The organism is Mesorhizobium sp. USDA 4413, from assembly GCF_056280365.1.
Genome location: NZ_JBVPRP010000001.1, coordinates 1,975,311 through 1,992,077 on the forward strand (window position 1 = coordinate 1,975,311; position 16,767 = coordinate 1,992,077).

At 61.6% G+C, this 16,767-nt stretch carries 14 protein-coding genes and 4 pseudogenes; 8 read left to right on the forward strand and 10 right to left on the reverse strand.

Features of this window, described 5'->3' with window-relative positions; translation table 11 throughout:
• Positions 1-181: 181 nt before the first annotated feature.
• Positions 182-932: pseudogene (locus ACVMIM_RS09650) on the reverse strand (DUF7146 domain-containing protein); the annotation flags it as partial.
• An 18-nt stretch (positions 933-950) separates the two neighbouring features.
• Here ACVMIM_RS09650 and ACVMIM_RS09655 point away from each other — a divergent pair.
• The 4 genes and pseudogenes from ACVMIM_RS09655 to ACVMIM_RS09670 all read left to right on the forward strand — a co-directional run.
• Positions 951-1,376, forward strand: a pseudogene (locus tag ACVMIM_RS09655) (substrate-binding domain-containing protein); the annotation flags it as partial.
• Positions 1,377-1,697: 321 nt separating this feature from the next.
• The gene (locus tag ACVMIM_RS09660; protein ID WP_476111759.1) at positions 1,698-2,243 is read left to right on the forward strand and encodes a Fic family protein; all 546 of its coding nucleotides are present in this window, start codon (positions 1,698-1,700) and stop codon (positions 2,241-2,243) included.
• Entirely contained in the window at positions 2,231-2,731 is a 501-nt protein-coding gene (locus ACVMIM_RS09665) for a Fic family protein (RefSeq protein ID WP_476111760.1), read from the forward strand. The genes ACVMIM_RS09660 and ACVMIM_RS09665 overlap by 13 nt, the downstream gene beginning before the upstream one ends.
• Positions 2,732-3,116: 385 nt before the next feature.
• Positions 3,117-3,239 (forward strand): annotated as a pseudogene (locus tag ACVMIM_RS09670) (IS481 family transposase); the annotation flags it as partial.
• Here the strand turns inward: ACVMIM_RS09670 and ACVMIM_RS09675 are convergent.
• The 7 genes from ACVMIM_RS09675 to ACVMIM_RS09705 are packed head-to-tail and all read right to left on the reverse strand — an operon-like array spanning position 3,212 to position 10,418.
• Positions 3,212-3,391 (reverse strand): hypothetical protein, encoded by a 180-nt coding sequence (locus ACVMIM_RS09675; RefSeq protein ID WP_476117463.1) that lies wholly within the window; start codon positions 3,389-3,391, stop codon positions 3,212-3,214. The pseudogene ACVMIM_RS09670 and the gene ACVMIM_RS09675 sit on opposite strands and share 28 nt — an antisense overlap.
• 48 nt (positions 3,392-3,439) lie before the next feature.
• Complete coding sequence (locus ACVMIM_RS09680) at positions 3,440-4,408, reverse strand: ABC transporter permease (RefSeq protein ID WP_476111761.1); 969 nt, start codon at positions 4,406-4,408, stop codon at positions 3,440-3,442.
• 3 nt (positions 4,409-4,411) lie between these two features.
• Positions 4,412-5,407, reverse strand: a complete 996-nt coding sequence (locus ACVMIM_RS09685; protein WP_052458786.1) for an ABC transporter permease — start codon at positions 5,405-5,407, stop codon at positions 4,412-4,414.
• Positions 5,408-5,412: 5 nt separating this feature from the next.
• Positions 5,413-6,966, reverse strand: a complete 1,554-nt coding sequence (locus ACVMIM_RS09690; protein ID WP_476111762.1) for a sugar ABC transporter ATP-binding protein — start codon at positions 6,964-6,966, stop codon at positions 5,413-5,415.
• Positions 6,967-7,025: 59 nt separating this feature from the next.
• A complete protein-coding gene (locus ACVMIM_RS09695) occupies positions 7,026-8,006 on the reverse strand; it encodes an ABC transporter substrate-binding protein (RefSeq protein WP_476111763.1) in 981 nt (326 codons plus the stop codon).
• Positions 8,007-8,054: 48 nt separating this feature from the next.
• Complete coding sequence (locus tag ACVMIM_RS09700) at positions 8,055-9,725, reverse strand: GMC family oxidoreductase (RefSeq protein WP_476111764.1); 1,671 nt, start codon at positions 9,723-9,725, stop codon at positions 8,055-8,057.
• 24 nt (positions 9,726-9,749) lie between these two features.
• Positions 9,750-10,418, reverse strand: coding sequence for an FCD domain-containing protein (locus ACVMIM_RS09705; protein ID WP_082045176.1), 669 nt, complete (start codon positions 10,416-10,418; stop codon positions 9,750-9,752).
• 238 nt (positions 10,419-10,656) lie between these two features.
• Between ACVMIM_RS09705 and ACVMIM_RS09710 the strand changes: the two genes are divergently transcribed.
• Positions 10,657-11,757 (forward strand): mandelate racemase/muconate lactonizing enzyme family protein, encoded by a 1,101-nt coding sequence (locus tag ACVMIM_RS09710; protein ID WP_476111765.1) that lies wholly within the window; start codon positions 10,657-10,659, stop codon positions 11,755-11,757.
• Between the two features lie 247 nt (positions 11,758-12,004).
• Positions 12,005-12,336, forward strand: a pseudogene (locus ACVMIM_RS09715) (DUF4112 domain-containing protein).
• Between the two features lie 89 nt (positions 12,337-12,425).
• Here the strand turns inward: ACVMIM_RS09715 and ACVMIM_RS09720 are convergent.
• On the reverse strand, positions 12,426-12,656 hold the full coding sequence (locus ACVMIM_RS09720; RefSeq protein ID WP_476111766.1) for a DUF6074 family protein: 231 nt from the start codon (positions 12,654-12,656) through the stop codon (positions 12,426-12,428).
• Positions 12,657-13,054: 398 nt separating this feature from the next.
• A complete protein-coding gene (locus ACVMIM_RS09725; RefSeq protein ID WP_476111767.1) occupies positions 13,055-13,636 on the reverse strand; it encodes an amino acid synthesis family protein in 582 nt (193 codons plus the stop codon).
• 162 nt (positions 13,637-13,798) lie between these two features.
• Between ACVMIM_RS09725 and ACVMIM_RS09730 the strand changes: the two genes are divergently transcribed.
• Both ACVMIM_RS09730 and ACVMIM_RS09735 read left to right on the forward strand, forming a co-directional pair.
• On the forward strand, positions 13,799-15,598 hold the full coding sequence (locus tag ACVMIM_RS09730; protein WP_476111768.1) for a helix-turn-helix domain-containing protein: 1,800 nt from the start codon (positions 13,799-13,801) through the stop codon (positions 15,596-15,598).
• A 175-nt stretch (positions 15,599-15,773) separates the two neighbouring features.
• Positions 15,774-16,751: a flavin reductase gene (locus ACVMIM_RS09735; RefSeq protein ID WP_476111769.1), complete on the forward strand. Its 978-nt coding sequence runs from the start codon at positions 15,774-15,776 to the stop codon at positions 16,749-16,751.
• Positions 16,752-16,767 lie beyond the last annotated feature (16 nt).

Consider the following 16,767-nt stretch of genomic DNA (forward strand, 5'->3'; position numbering starts at 1 on the left):
TTCAACCTTGCTCTCGCAAAGGGGCCATCTCCTGCTCGGCTTGAATGCGTTCGTTGAGCGACGCTTCGGGGGTTGGTCGCCACGAATTTGAGGAAGAGATAGTTCTTGCGGAAGATCCGCGTGCCGTCGACCTTGTCGATCTTATCTCCCAGGCCACGCTGGCGGCGAGATGGGCTGCCTAGAGCGCCGCCAGCATCGGCATGTCCGGCTAACCTGTCGAGCGGAGAGCACCGTCTCGATGCCCTGGCGGGCTGCCGTTACTTCGCGGCCGATGCCAAAGCGAACCGCGTTGCCGAGAAGATCGTCCATTGCTCGTCGCGGTGTGTCGAGAGGCGCCTTGACACGGCGCCGCGGGGTCGAGCCAGGTGCGATGCGCTCCACTGATCCTCCCGTTGAGGTCGGTGACCGCTGCGATCAACGCCGGCCAGGTCTCGGTTGGCGAGTGCTCGTCCGGGCGATAGTAGCAGCGGGGTGGAAATGCAGGCTTCCGGTTCCGCGTAAATCCGTAATGCCGCCTTCCCGTAAATGCGCCTGTACGAGTGTGCCGTAGATCGGCTGCGACATGCGAACCACGCGACGAGCCGCTTCGGGGGAACCGTGCGGCGCCGGGCTCTGCCGCTGGTGATCAGGGGGTTCACGCTCCGGGGGCGGCACGCTGAGGAAGGTCCGGGCCTCCTCAGTGACTTCCTTGAAGTCTACCAGGCCGCAGCTTTCGCGGATGACGTCGAGGAGATCGCCATGTTCGCCGGTCGGTGCGTCGGTCGATTTGCCGGCCGGACCCTTGGGCATGTCTTTGAGCCGGACATAGATCGAGCGGCCCGGCGTGTTGCCTACGTCGCCCCACCAGCCAGTAGCCACCTTCGCGGCGACCGCTGGAGAGGCAGTGCCGGCACACCTTCCTCGCCACGATCGGCGAGACGGCGTGCAAGATCATGCGGACTTGCGCCATGAAGGTGAACGGCCTGATCGTCGTGGCCATCGACGTCAACGGCGTCACGGCGGCGGTCAATCAGGTGGCAGACGCCAAGATCCCGTGGTGGCGATCGACGCTATCCTACTAAGGCGCCGCAGAATGCGCAGATCGGCGTGGACAACGCCAAGGCGGTGCCGACATGGGTGCGCATTTCCTCGACTATGTTAAGGCCAAATACGGGAAGGCAAGGCCAGAATCGGCATTGTCGGCGCCCTCAACTCCTACATCCAGAACGGAGCGCCAGAAAGGCTTCGAGGACGCCATCAACGCTAAGGACGGCATTGAAACCGTAGCTGTGGTCGATAGCCAGAATGTGCAAGACACTGCGCTTGCCGCTGCTGAAAATCTGATCACCGGCAATCCCGACATGAACGCCATCTATGCCACCGCGGGGACGTCCCTCTGGAAGGAATCGTTTTCAGTGACTCCTACTAAGAACGAAACCTTGACTACCGGTCTCGGATAGTAACGTGTCCGTTCCTAGTGAAGGAGGCAGGGAACATTGTCGTGCCTTCCGTCTGAGGATCATCGCCTCACGAGGGTCAGTGATGCCAATGCGTAAGACAGGTCGATATGAGAGCGTGATTGTCGGTGGGGAGAAGGTCAATGCCTTCGTCCCCTTCGATCTGCCACCCATGCGCCCGGCGCTGGTCATCGAGACAAGCTCGAACATCGCCTCCGCGAAGCCGAGCAGGCGCTCGTTCGGCTCGACCTTGCAGGCGAGATGGTGCCGTCGCTCGATTGGTTCATCTATGCCTTCGTGCGTAAGGAGGCGGTGCTTTCATCCCAGATCGAGGGCACCCAGGCATCGCTGATCGACCTCCTTGCTTTCGAGGCCGAAGAGCATCCTGCTGCCAATGCAGACATCGAGGAAGTGACGAACTATCTCGACGCTCTGGCCTATGCGCGCGGGCAACTCGCAGCAAAGCGCGGCCTTCCTCTTTCAATGCGGCTCCTGAACGAGGCTCACAAGCGGCTGATGCGTGGCGTACGCGGCTCGAACAAACAGCCTGGAGAGGTTCGCCGCAGCCAGAACTGGATTGGGGGAAGCCGGCCTGGGAATGCAGCTTACGTGCCACCGCCGCCCGACAAACTCCCCGAACTTCTTGGCGCGTTCGAAAAATACATACACGCCGATGAAAAGCTGCCGGCCCTTGTGCGCACGGGTCTGCTGCATGTGCAGTTTGAAACCCTCCATCCATACCTCGACGGCAACGGCAGAATCGGACGACTGCTGATCGCGTTGCTGTTGGAGCATTGGCGCTTCTGAAAGCCCCGCTTCTCTACCTCAGCCTGTTCTTCAAGCGTCATCGCGAAGAGTATTATCGTCGGCTCAACCGCGTCCGGCTGGAGGGGGACTGGGAAGGCTGGACCGACTTCTTTCTCGACGGGATCGCCACGATTGCCGATGAAGCGGTCGCGTCGGCGCGTGAGCTGTTCAACCTCGTCAACGCGGATCGGACGCGATTGTTGAACACAGAATCTGCTTTTGTCTCGGCGATCAGACTGTTTGAGCAGCTGCCCCGGCATCCGATTGTCACGGTGGCCTCCACTATGGAATTGATTGATGCCAGTAAGCCGACGGCGACGCGGGCGATCGAAACGCTAACGGAGGTTGGCATTCTCACGGAAACGACCGGCAGGAAGCGTGATCGCAGTTTTGCTTACCGAACCTACATGGAGTGCCTGCGGGTCGGAACGGACTTATTTGACCGCAGTCCTGCCGGAGATCAGGCCTCGAACTCCATCGGACAATGAACCGACCACAACGGGTTCGCTGGGAGAGGCCGCACAGAACGATACGGGGGACTTGGCCCACGAGAACGCCAATAACAGATTTGCTCGCGTCCTCAGCGACTAACATAATCTTTATTCGCGAACAGGTTACGAAGCAGTTCGCCGAAATCGATTCAAGAAGCCGATCCCACCATTCGTATTCCTATCGGCTCCTGCGGAATGGCACCTTTGGCGCGATCGCTCATCTACTCTGCTTGCCGAGGTCGGGATCGGAGCAATTCGCAGCCTCATGGTTTGGTTTCAACTCTGCTCGAGAGGACCATCATCATTATGCGCCACCGCCGAGCTAGGTGTTTGATCCCAGACTTTGATGGTGCATCCTTGTCCTCCGAATCGAAGGAGGCACTTGGGCCAGGTTCTCCATGGGAGCGCCACGACGACAGAGGCGGTCCGTCGAGCGATACAACATAGTCAAGAGAGCCTGAGAACCCTGGCCAAGCGCTACGGGATCAACCGGAAGACGGTCGCGAATTCGACATCGCCGGGCAGCGGCGCGAGATTGCGTGCCTCGTTGTCGGCTATAGACGCGTTGGGTCCGGTAGCAGTGGGTGTCCTCGACCGCCCGATCGAGCCAGCGACCTCGAGGTGGCTGAGCTCTTCGGTCGCTATGTCGAGGAGCATGTCCTTGCGGCCGACATCTTCCTCCAGCCCTTGGGATGGCCGAGACGATCAGAGCGCGCCGAGGCGTCGCCGTGTCAGTCGGGCCTGAAGCAAGACCACCACCAGCAGGAACAGCCCTCGGATCACTGATTGCCAGTAGGCCGAAAGCGAGATCCATCCCATTCCATTCTCAAAGTTCAGAACATTGAAAAGGATGCCGAGGAGCAACACGCCGGCGAGCGTGGTCACAACCGAGCCCGAGCCGCCGGTGAGCAGCGTGCCGCCGACCACGACGGCTGCGATGGCGAACAATTCCCAACCAACGCCTTCAATGGGCTGTCCCGCTCCGAACTGCGAGGCAAGGATGACGCCGGCGAGCCCCGCCAGTCCTCCGCTCGCGACATAGACCAAAAACTTCACACGATCGGTACGCAGTCCCATCAGGCGCGAAGCATCCTCGCCGCCGCCGATTGCCAGCACTGCGCGTCCGGTGCCGGTATAGTTCAACACTAGGGAACCGATGAGATATGCCACGACCGCGATGGCCGCAGGGATCGGAAACATCCACAAGTTGCCCTGGCCGATGGCGGTGAAGCCCGACTCATAGGAGACCGATACCGTCTGGTTGCCCGCAAGCAGAAGGGCTGAGCCACTGGCGGCCTGCATCGTAGCGAGAGTGGCTATGAACGGCATCAGATTGGCGCGTGTGACAAGGATCGCATTGATGAGCCCGGCGAGCAGCCCAGCGCCTATTCCCGCCGCGAGACCCGGCGCGATCCCGTAAGGACTCGCCAATGCCGAGGCTACACTGCCCAAGGCAGCGACGGAGCCCACGGATAGGTCGATCCCCCCTGTCATGATGACGAAGCACATGCCAAGCGCCACCAGCGCGAACATGGAATTGTAGCGCAGGAGAGTCATCACATTGTAGAAGCTGAGAAACCGATCATAACGCAGGAACCCGAACAGAACCAGCGCAGCCAGCGCAATCAATACGCCGTAGGTGCCAATGATGCGGACCAGGCGGGCGCGATTCATAGGCTACCCGCGATGCTGCTGCTGCAGCCACACGGCGAGGGCGATGATCCCCGCCTTGACCACCAGGGCAGCGGCGTCAGGCACCCCGTTCGCCAGAAGGGTGAAGCGCACCAGTTGAATGGTAAGCGCGCCTAGCAGGCTACCGACGATGGTGGCCTTGCCGCCACTGAGCAGAGTCCCGCCCACGGCAACCGCCGCGATGGCGTCGAGCTCCATACCAAGGCCAACCAGATTCGCGTCGCTGGAGGAGTTGATTGCAATCACGATAAGCCCGGCCAGCCCGGCGCAGAGGCCGCTTATGCCATAGACCGCAAGTTTGATCTTTGAGACGGCAATACCTGCGAGTTCGGAAGCCCTTTCATTACCGCCGACTGCCAATATGCATCGCCCGAACAGCGTTTTTTTCAACGCCCATGCAGCTGCCGCGACAATGACAGCCATGATGATGACTTGCGCCGGGATGTCCAAGGGTCGGGCAAGGCCGATCCATTGAAATTCCGGTACGCGGAAGGTCTGCAGGTTCCCATTCGTCATCACCTGAGCGATGCCGCGGCCCGCGATGAACAGAACCAGTGTCGCGACAATGGGCTGGATGCGGAAGCGGGCGACCAACCAGCCATTGAAGAGTCCCAATAGCCCAGCCACCGATACCGAGACGATCATCGCGGCAGCCACGCTCAGGTAGATGCTTCCGATCGGAAGGATCTTGCCCATGAATATCATCGGGGCCAGCGCACCCGAAATAGCCATCAGAGATCCGACGGAGAGATCGATGCCGCCTGTGGCTATGACGAGCGTCATTCCGACGGCTACGATGACGATCGTGCAGACCTGAGTGAGGTTGACGTTCAGCGTCTGCATCGTCGCGAAATTGCGCGTGAAGGCGAGGTTGAACGCAACCAGCAAAACCAGCGCGATCACGGTCCCGTAGCGCGACAAAAAACCGAAGAGATCGAAGCTGCGCGCGACGGCATCCCGATCCGCGTATGATCTCGGCAACTCGGTCACGTCGCGGCCTCCGAGGAAGCGCTTATCCCGTGCGCCATTGCGGTGAGCACTTTTTCTTCGTTGGCGGCTTCAGCCTCCAACTCGGTCACGCTGACACCGTCGCGCAGAACGAATATGCGATCCGCACCCTCGATCACTTCCTCCAGCTCTGACGAGATCATGAGCACGCCGAGACCCTGGTCTGCAAGTCCGCGGATCAGACGCTGGATCTCGCCCTTGGCACCCACATCGATTCCCCTTGTCGGCTCGTCGAGTATGAGCAGCTTCGGGTTCATCGCCAGCCAACGGGCAAGCAGCACTTTCTGCTGATTCCCGCCCGAAAGCTCTCGCACCTTCTGATTGGGCCCGGAACATTTTATGCCGAGCTCGCGGATGAACCGCTCGACGACTTCGCGCTGGCGCGACTCGTCCAGCACGCCGTTGCGGCTGATTTTCGGGAGCAACGCAAGGGTGAGATTTTCTGCCACCGTCATCTCCGGCACGATGCCTTCGCTCTTCCGGTCCTCGGTGCAAAAGCCCATGCCGGCGACGATAGCGTCGGCGGGACGCTCAGGATTGTAGGCAGCGCCTTCCATCGTCATCTCGCCGGCGTTCGCGCGATCGGCTCCGAACACGAGCCTTGCGGCTTCTGTACGACCTGCGCCCAGTAGGCCGGCAAAGCCCGCGATCTCGCCGCGCCGGAGGTCGAAGCTTACATCGCGGACGGCCTGCCCGGCTCTAAGCCCGCGGGCCGAAAACATCATATCCCCGATCCTAGAGCGGTCGCGCTCGCCGAAGGCTGTGGCGTGCCCCTCGACAGCCGCGACATCGCGGCCAAGCATAGCTGCGACAAGTTCCAGCTTGCCGATCTCTTCCATCGCGGCGCTGCGCACAGTGCGGCCGTCGCGCATGATCGTGACCTGGTCGCAGACTTCATACAGCTCATCGAGCTTGTGGCTTACAAAAATAACCGATACCCCTTCAGCCTTCAGCTGACGGATGACGCTGAACAGCACTCCCACTTCGCGTTCATCAAGGGACGAGGTCGGCTCGTCCATAATGACAAGGCGAGCGGAAAACCCTATGGCCCGGGCGATCGCCACCATCTGCTGTGTTGCGGTGTTCAATTCACCCAGCGGACGGCGAACATCGATGCCAATGGAGAAGCGGCTCAGCAGGCGCTCGGCTTCCGCGTGCATGGCATTCCAGTCGAGCAGGCCGTAGCGGCGCTTTTCCCGGCCCAGGCAAATGTTCTCCGTCACCGAACGCAGCGGGACCAGATTGATCTCCTGATAGATCGTGCTGATGCCGTTGACTTGTGCCTGGTGGGGCGAGTGGACCTCAAAAGGCTTGCCTTCGAACAGCACTTGCCCGGCATCCTTGCGGTGGTACCCGGTCAAGATCTTGATCAGCGTCGATTTGCCCGCGCCATTCTGGCCTATCAGGGCATGGACCTCGCCTGAGCGCACGGAAAGCGACGCGTCCACCAGCGCGGGTATGCCGGCGAAGCGCTTTTGGATGTCGCGCATGTCGAGAAGCAGCGGGGAGGGCCCGTCCGGCGGCCGCGTCATTGGCAAAGCTCCGAAAAGCCTCCCCGCCGAGGCGGGGAGGCAGTTTTAACCAGACGATCTCAGAACGCCGTACCAATCTTATCCTTGGCGTTGGTGCCGTCGTAGAAGTCGTCGTCGTTCTTGATGAAAGGCGGGATTTGCTTCCCGGCTGCATAGTCGGCCATCGTGGCGAAAGCCTTCGGTCCGAAAAGCGGGCTGCAGCCGCAGATGGCGCCGATCTTGCCGTCGATGATTGCTTGCACGCCGTCCTTTTCGCCATCGATCGAGACAATAAGCACGTCTTTTCCCGGCGTCTTGCCGGCCGCCTCGAGAGCTGCGATGGCGCCGAGTGCCATCTCGTCATTATGGGCATAGATGATATCGGCTTCAGGATGCGCCTGTAGCAAGGTCTCGGCTACCTGGCGGCCCTTGTCGCGGGCGAAGTCGCCCGACTGTGAGGCGACAATCTTGAACTCCGAGTGCTTGGCGATGATGTCGTCAAAACCCTTCTTGCGGTCGTTGGCTGGCGAGGAACCGGTGGTGCCTTCCAGCTCGATGATCTTCGATTTTCCATTGGCGTTCTTCACCACCCATTCGGCAATGCGGTTACCCTCATTGATGAAGTCGGAACCGATGAAGGTGACGTAATCCTGTCCAGGCTTGGCCATGGTGTGGTCGACATCGCGGTCGATGAGGAAGACCGGGATGCCGGCATCACGCGCGGCCAGGATGACTGGCACCAGCGGCTTGTCCTCGCGCGGAGGCAGGAAAATCGCATCGACCCCCTGAGCGATCATGGAGTTTACGTCGGAAGCCTGCTTGGCCGAGGATCCGGCGGCATCAGTATAGACGAGCTGATGGCCGAGCTTTGCAGCCTCGTCCTGCATGCTTTTGGTTTCAGCCAACCGCCATGGATTGTTGCTCTCGGTCTGGGCGAAGCCAACCTTGTATTTGTCTTTCTTGGCGAGCGGCGGCAGCGCGGCGAAGGCACGTGATGCGAGGGTAAGAGCGGCCACGCCGACGGCGGAGCCTACCAACAATTTCCGACGGGTAATGATCATGCTTTCCTCCTTGGTTGTCGCGTTTTGACGACGTTGAATATTCCTCGCCTATGCGGGCCAGGTCAGCTCGCTAGCAGGCGCCTCCCTCGATTGAGTCACTGCGCCCGGTTCCAAAATGAAGTCGGCGCAGCGATCGCCCAGCATCATGGCGGGTGCAGCGGTGTTGCCGGCGTTGATGTTGGGACAGGCTGACATGTCGGCAACGCGCAAGTTCTCTATCCCGCGCACCCGCAGGGCCGCGTCCAGGACGGCCATTCGATCGCTGTCCGGACCCATACGGCACGTGCCGGCGGGATGGTAATTCGTTTTGACAAAACGCTTGCAGTGCTTTTCCAGCGCCTCGTCGCTGAGGTCGTCTTCCCTGGGAACGGCTACAGCCTTGATGCGGTCCGCCAGAGGCTTCGCGTGGAATGCCTTCATGAAATAGCGCTGGCCGGCAATCATCTCCTTCATGTCGTCTTGGTGTTTGAGCAGGTGCGGAGAGACGACCGGCATGTCATCTGGATCTGCCGAACGCAGCTTCACAAAGCCACGGGACTTCGGCTTGACAACCACCGTCGTCACCGTGAGGCCGTAGGTATTCTCCACCAGGGTGAGGATATCGCGGTCCAGGTAGACATGTGGTACGCAAAACGCCTGGATCGTCGGTTCGCCATCCGGATCGGAAGGATTGACAAAAGCTCCTGCCTCGACCCCTGCGGACAGGATCGTCCCGGCGCCGAACAGCTTGAAATGCAAGCCGTTCTTGATCATCCGCCAACCCTGGCCCTGCTTAAAGTAGCCGTAGGGCCCGTTTGTCGTGGCAATGATCGGCACTTCCGGATGGTCGATCAGGTTCTGGCCTACGCCTGGAAGGTCGGCGATGCAGGCAATGTCATGTTTGGCAAGTTCGTCAGCCGGGCCAATACCTGACAGCATCAGGAGTTTCGGCGACACCAGTGCGCCAGACGAGACGATCACGTCGCCATCCGCATAGGCCTGGTGTTCGGTTCCTGATTGGTCAGTGTAGATTACACCCTTTGCGCGCTCGCTTTGGATCAGCAACCGTCTCGCGGCAGAATTCAGCCTCAGCGTCAGCCTTGGATCCTTCGCCAATGGCTCGATAAAGGCATAGGCGGCGCTGCTGCGCTTCCCGCGCCGGTTCATGAACTGATAGAAGCCCACTCCGCTTTGCGACGGCCCGTTGAAGTCATGATTGTAGGGCAGTCCGAGCCGTTGCACCGCCTGCACGAACCACCGCGAAACGTCATCAATGTGACCGGGGTCGGAGACGAGCAACGGTCCTTCGCTGCCATGCAAGTCGCCGCCGAGGCGGTTGTTGCCTTCCATGCCCGTGAAGTGGGGCAGCACAGCCTGCCAATTCCAGCGGATGCCGGCATTGTTGCCGCGCAGCAGCTCATCCCATTCGTCGTAGTCCGAGGCGCGGCCGCGCATATAGACTTGGGCATTGACCGAGGTGCCGCCGCCCAGCACGTTGCCCTGGGAGATTTCGTGTTGGCGGCCTTCCAGATGCTGCTGCGGCTCGGTGCGGTAATAGCGCATGAACTTCGAGCCATTGATCATCTTGAAGATGCCCGGCGGCATATCGAGCAGCGGGTGGTGGTGCGAATGCCCAGCTTCGAGAAGCAGGACCCGCCGTCCCGCTTTCACCAACCGCGCCGCGACCACGCAACCCGCTGCTCCGCCGCCCACCACGATATGATCGTAAGTCTGGGTCATTCTCACCGGCCCTCCCGCCGGCCCTCAAGACATTTCAAATGTCCCACGGACATATTCCCAAGCCGCGGAAAGATGATTGAGCAGTGCGCGCTCTGCGCCGTCTGGGTCTCGATCGATGATGGCCATACAGATTTCGCGGTGGCTCAGGAAATTGATCCGGTTGCGCTCGGGTGACCGGGGCATGCGCATCCAATGCGGTGACAGCCAGGCAGTGAAGGCCTTGTGCACGGCGGGCATCACCGGATTGCGCGTGATCTGGTAGAGCACGGCGTGGAATCCCACGTCGGTTGCATAGAATTTTTCCGAATCCGGTATCGCCGCCTCATTCATCTCGAGCGCTGATCTGAGCGTGGCCACGTCGTCCTTGCGCGCGTGGATGGCGGCGTTGCGGGCAAGAGCGGCTTCAAGAAAGACCCGGGTGTCGTAGAGGTTCTTTACTCCTGCCTGATCGTTTAGCAGGTGGCCGACAACACCTTCCAAAGCGCCGAGCGCCGCGTCCAGCCCCGGCCGGCGCACCACCGGGCGAAAGCGTGGACGCGCTTCGACAAGACCGCGGCTTGCCAGGCGAGCGACTGCTTCACGCACCACGCCGCGGCCAACGCCGTACTCGGCCATCAATTCGCGCTCAGCCGGCAGGAAGCTGCCGTCGCCGAGCTTGCCGGAGGCGATATCCGCTTCGATTCCGGCCACCATGGCGTCTGCGGCGCGAGCAGCTCCGCTCGTGGCCCGCGTTCCGAGATGTTGTGGTGTGCTTAGCAAGCCGTCCTCCACTTTTCACCCAACCATTAATGCGCAGATCGGACCAAAGCACAAGGTCCGGCGAATTATCATCGGACCAAAATAGGCGAAATCGGCTTCGGCTGGTTGCGGTCCGCGCTCCAGAGTGCAATTATGGTAGGACGAAAATAGGTGAAGGGACGAGAGTCTCGCAATGGGCGATACAGCGATCACGGACGTGAAGGTTCGGCTTTTTCGGGTGCCGCTGCGTGAAGTGATGACCGACGCCAAGCATGGCGCCCACACGCATTTCGAGCTCGTGACAGCAAGCCTCAGGCTGGCCGACGGCAGTGAAGGAACTGGCTACACCTACACTGGCGGCAAAGGGGGGCATGCGATCGGAGCCATGATCGTGCACGACCTGGCGCCGTTCCTGAAAGGACGGGACGCGACGGAGATCGAGGCGCTCTATGATGGGATGTTATGGCACATCCATTACGTCGGGCGCGGCGGAATCGCGTCCTTTGCAGTTTCTGCCCTCGACATAGCGCTCTGGGACCTGCAGGGCCGGCGCATGGGCCGGCCACTCTGGCAGATGGCCGGCGGCGCGAACAAGACAGCCAAGGTATATCGCGGTGGCATCGACCTGAACTTCTCCCTCGATCAGTTGCAGGCGAGCATCGACTCCTATCTCGCCGCCGGGTTCAAAGCCGTGAAGATCAAGGTCGGCAAAGATGACCTCGCAGAGGATGTCGCCCGAGTAAAGGCCATCCGCGAGCGCATCGGGCCGCACACCCCCTTCATGGTGGACGCCAATTATGCGCTCGACATTCATCGGGCGATCGAGGCGGCGAAAGCATTCGCGCCTTACGATCTGCTATGGTTCGAGGAGCCTATCATCCCGGACGATTACCAGGGCTACGCTGCCATTGCCGAGGCGACGGGCGTGCCGCTGGCCATGGGCGAGAACTTGCATGTCATCGAGGAGTTCGAGCATGCCTTCGCATGGTCGAAGCTGTCCTACATCCAACCGGACGCCTCGAACTGTGGCGGCATAACAGGTTGGTCGCGGGTGGCCGAGCTTTCCCGCAAGGCTGGAGTTCCGGTGTGCAGCCACGGCATGCAGGAACTCCATGTCAGTTTGGTCGCGGGCCAACCAAACGCTGGTTGGGTGGAGGCGCACAGTTTCGACATCGACCAGTATACCACTCGCCCGCTTAGGTTGCTGGATGGGCTCGCAGTCGCCCCGGACGAACCAGGCATTGGTGTCAGCTTTGACTGGCGGAAGCTGGATGGTTTTGAGGAGAAGGTCTAACCCGAGAGCACGGCGCTTACCCAGGTGCCGACAGGGATATCGGCGCGTCGACCTGAGCCCAACTTTTCCCCTGCTCGACGACGTGCCTCCGAACGGCACGCAAGCTAGATCGACCAGGCAAAACGATGTCTAGAACGGCGGCCATACGTCAGCCGAGTATGCAGACCCCGACGGGTCTGCCGGTAGGATACCTCGCCAGAGTCGCGAGGGCGGCAAGGTAGCCAGCGTCGTTGCGGAATTGGATTTCTTGGCAGCCTTGCTCGACTCACGCTGGCACATTCCCGGAACTAATTTGTTCGGTCTGGATGCGTTGGTGGGGCTGGTGCCCATACTCGGAGACGCAGCCACTGGCATCGTGTCGGCCTATATCGTGTTGCGTGCCCGAAGCTGCGGTGCCGCAATTTCTTGGTCGCCAGGATGTTGGGGCACGTATTGCTCGATACGCTTGTCGGTAGCGTCCCCATTCTGGGCTCAATCTTCGACGTGTTTTTCAAGGCCATCAATCGCAACATGCGGCTGCTTCGCCGTCACCTTGGTAAGGCGGACGTTTGCAGCCGCTCTGCCAAGCGAGCGGCTTGATCGGCACACCCCACCGACTTTCTTGGTTATCGGACGTTCCCCGCCGGCATAAGCCCACTTAGAATTCCACTCGGTAGTCTCGGCATTGCCTACAACGACGGCTCGCTGGGCAGAGCCGACTGAACGGCGTCGAAGAAGCGACGCACTTCATCGCGCGCATCGTTGGCGTTCTGCCCGCGTTCGATTGCGACGGAAAGCAGATGCGAGGCAGTTTCCCGCCAGAGCTGGGCCGCTTCGTCGCTCGGGAGCCGAGCGATCGCGCCGGCCACGATACGAATGGTGGGAAGCTCCCGGCTGAGTGGGAATGCATGCACTGACATGGACGGAATACCTGCAATGTTCCATGCCAAGCTAACGGTCGAAAAGGAAAGAAAGGCTTAAAGCACCCGCAACGTTCGGGGTGCTTAGGGCTTCGCGAAGCTCGACTTTCTCGGGCCCCATTGAGATCAGCAGCGCAGCCGAGTTTTTGGGCGTGGATCGCTGACAATCGGATGCGCGGCAGTGTTGGCGCCGAAGGCGCGCTCGCAAGCGTTCGATTTCGTGTCCACGGCGGTCGAGCATCAATCGCAGTGAACTATTACCTTTTGTGGCGTGTTATGCAGTTTGTTACACAGCCGCGAATGACCGCATGGGCCGCGTGTCGGCCGTTGAGGTCAGCTGTGAGTATTCTTGAAAGCGGACGTCATCGACGACAACGCAAAGGACGTCGCGCAAAGCATTACGTCGCGGCTTCCTGCTCCATCTCCTTCATGTCCTGGAAACGGTCCGCTATGCGCGGATGGACCCGTCCGCCGTCCGCCGCGCCGATAGCCACGACGATCTCGTCCGCGGCCGGTCCATCAGCGATCTGAAAGTTTGCAGTGATGAAATGCGAGCGGCGGCCGTTCTCGCTCTTGTGCATCATCGGCAGTGACAGCAGCGCGCCCGGCGCGTTGCGCGTGTTGCAGAACTCGAGATAGGTCGTGCCGCCGACGGCGTCGCGAAACACATTGCCGAAGCGCAGCGTGTGGATCATGGCCGAGGCGTGCTCGATCTCGCCGGCGACGCCGACGGCCGCGGCTTTGCCGTAGCTCTCGATGCGCTCCGCGGGCGTGAGCTCGAGCAGGCGCCGCGTCAGTTCGTGGCCAAGCCGGGGCGCGATGGCCACGATCTCGGGCCGCAGGTTCTCGACGAAGCCGCGCCCCGCCCATGGATTGCGCAGCACGGCGGCGACGACGATCGAGGTTATCGGCCTCGCGCCCGGTTTGCCGCCTTCGATATGCACTTCCTCGATGAAGGTGCAGACTTTTCGCAATTCCATGATTTCGAGCCCTGTTGATGGAAGCCCAGCCTAGTCAGCCCCGTCGACCAGGTATTCCTCCGGTTCGTAGGAAGAATCTGCGTGCACCCCGCTTGGAAGCGGTGTAGCGTTGGTACATCCGCGACGGCTTAAGTAGGCCCTTCGCGAGGCAGAAGACCGGGCGTGGACCACCAGTCGCAAATTCTCTCGTTGCGGGACGCCGCCAGCCTCATCAATTCGGGTGGCGATCTCCAGTCGGTGCTGCGCGATCTCGTGCTGGCAGCCTGCCGCCATGCCAAATGGACGCTAGGCTCGATCATGAGCATCGATGCGCCGCATGGCCACGCCTATGTCATCGTGCGGCATGACCCGACGCTCATCCAGCGCACCTTGCCGGACCGCTGGGAACTCGCGACCAGTCCCTCGATCGTGGCGCTCAACCGCAACGAGCCTGTCTATATCAGGGACGCGCGGGTATCTGAGGAGTTTCCGGGCTATCGCCGCGAGGCGTTCGAGCGCGACTACCGCAGCGTGCTCGTCATGCCGATGAACTGCGTCGACGAGGCCGGCCGGCCGATGGTGCTGACCGTGGTCTCGCGGGAGATCACCGAAGTGAGCGCCGAGGATATCGCCTTCATCGGCATGATCGTGCATCTGGGCGAGATCGCGGTGGAGAAGCAGCACCGCCTGCGCCAGGAAAAGCAGGCCGGCGAGCGCCTGCAGCGCGCCCTGGCTGCACACACCTCGCTTCTGCAACAGGCCCTGTCGGAAGGATCGGTGGCCGCGCTCGCCGACAAGGTCGGCGAGCTGCTGCCCAATCCGGTCGTGGTCATCGATTTCCATGCCAATCTGGTCGTCGCCGGCCGCTCGCCGAGCGAAGCGCATTTCGACGCCGCGGCCTGGCAACAGGCCGTCGGCGGCGCGCTCAACCGGCAGATCGTCAAGGTCGCGCGCGGCGCCTCGGAGGCGCGCCAGAAAGAGACGCTGTTCATCGACGACGGCAAGCACCGGCTGAAGCTTTCAGTGCGCATCGAGCCGCTGACCATCGACGACGAAGTGGTTGGCGCGCTGATGATTTTCCCGACGCCGCAGCAGTCCGGCCAGCTCGACCAGATGCTGCTCGACAGCGCCAAATTCGCGCTCAGCGTACAGATGATGCGCAGCTTCGTCCGCTTCCGGTTCGAGACCAGATCGCTGACCGAGCTCTTCCTGGAAGTCGTCGAGCGCCGCTGGCGCGAGGAGGCCGATATCGTCAATCGCGCCCGTCGTTTGGGGGTCAACCTGACGACGCCGCATAGACTGGTCGTCGTCGACTATGCCGACGAGGCCAAGGACGGCAGCGGCGGTCTTGCAGATCCCCACCATGCATTGGTCCGGCTGCTGGAACGGGCGGGTCTGGGGGGCGCTGTCATCGCCGTCGAGGGTGGTCTCGTCTGTTTGGTCGCGGACGATGCGGCGCAGGATGGCCTGCGCCTGGGTAAGCTGCCGAACAAGATCGCCGCAGAGCTTGGCCGCTATTTCAAGCGCGAGCCGGCGGTGCTGGTTTCCGAGACGTGCGCCGCGCTGGCCGATTACCCGACCGCTTGGGAACGCTGCCGCCGTATGATCCGCATCGGCCGCTCCTTCGGGCGCACCGGCGTCTTCGCCGGCCAGGATTTTGGTCCGCTGCCGATGCTGGTCGCCGCCGCCGACGTGCCCGACGTGCGCAACTTCGTCGACAAGAGCGTCGGCGCGCTCATCGCGCATGATCGCGAGCACGGCACGCCCTATCTGGATACGCTGTTTGCGTATCTGCGCGAAGGCTGCCGCAGCCAGGCCTGCGCCGACGCCATCGGACTGCACGTCACCACCTTGCGCTACCGTCTGTCGCGCATGGAGGAATTGTTCGGCATCAACCTCGACACACCCGAACAGCGCTTCGCGGTCGAGCTGGCGATTCGCCTCAGCGGCATTATCGACAGCCGCGTGCCGGCCTTCCCCTAGAACTGCTCCATCCGAACATTGCTGCCAGTATGTCAGATCGCGTGTCAGGCACGGGCACGCCGCGCTTCCGCTTGCTCGGGTCGGCAGCAGCGCGTCGTAAACTTTTCCTACAGATCGGAGGAAGAATGGGCGCCGGCTCCTGCCTAGCTTCCGTCCAACGATGTGGAGGAAGACAATGGCGGATGCGATGGCACAAAGGACGATCGACCCGATCGCCTTGCGTCGTGCCTTCGGCACCTTCCTCACCGGTGTGACCGTCATCACCACGCGCGACGGCGACGGCAATCCGCGCGGCATGACCGCCAATTCCTTCACCTCCGTCTCGCTCGACCCGCCGCTGCTGCTAGTCTGCGTCGGCAAGTCGGCGGCGAGCTTTCCGGCCTTCAACGAGGCGCAGTCCTTCGCGGTCAATTTCCTGCATGAGGGGCAGGTCGATGTATCGTCGGTGTTCGCCTCGAAGGCGGCGAACAAGTTCCAGTCGGTGAACCATGACCGCGCCCATACCGGCGCACCGGTCCTCACCGACAGCCTGACTTGGTTCGACTGCACCGTCCACAACCGCGTCGAGGCCGGCGACCACATCATCCTGATCGGTCAGGTGCAAGCCTTCGGGACCAGCCCGTCGGCGCCGCTCGGCTTTTGCCGCGGCCGCTACGCCAGCGTGAAGGATCCGCTGCCTGCCGGTTGGCTCGCCTCGCAGGACATGATCATCGGCTATCTGGTCGAAGCGGGGAACCGCATCCTTCTACGAAGCGACGGCAAGGGCGGCTTCGTGCTGCCGACGGGGCGGCGCCGCAAGGCGGACAGCAGACTGGTGCTGGACGGCGGCGAGGCGCTGAGCCTCGTCGCGGAAAACACCTTCCTTTATTCGGTGTTCGATGTCGCCGACAGCGACCCAGGTTATCTGATCTATCGCGCCGAACTGAGCGGCGACGGCAGGCAAGCCACGCTGCCGGACAGCCATGCCTTCTTTCCCGTCGACGCGCTGCCCTATGACCAGATCGCCACCCACGAACTGCGCGCCATGCTGCGCCGCTATGCCCGCGAACGGCAGGACAAGCGCTTCGGCATCTACATGGACAGCGGCGACGGTGGCCGCGTCGCGATGATCGACGGCCCGTCGCAATCGTGGACGAAGGCTGCATCCGAATGACGATCCACGCAGGACA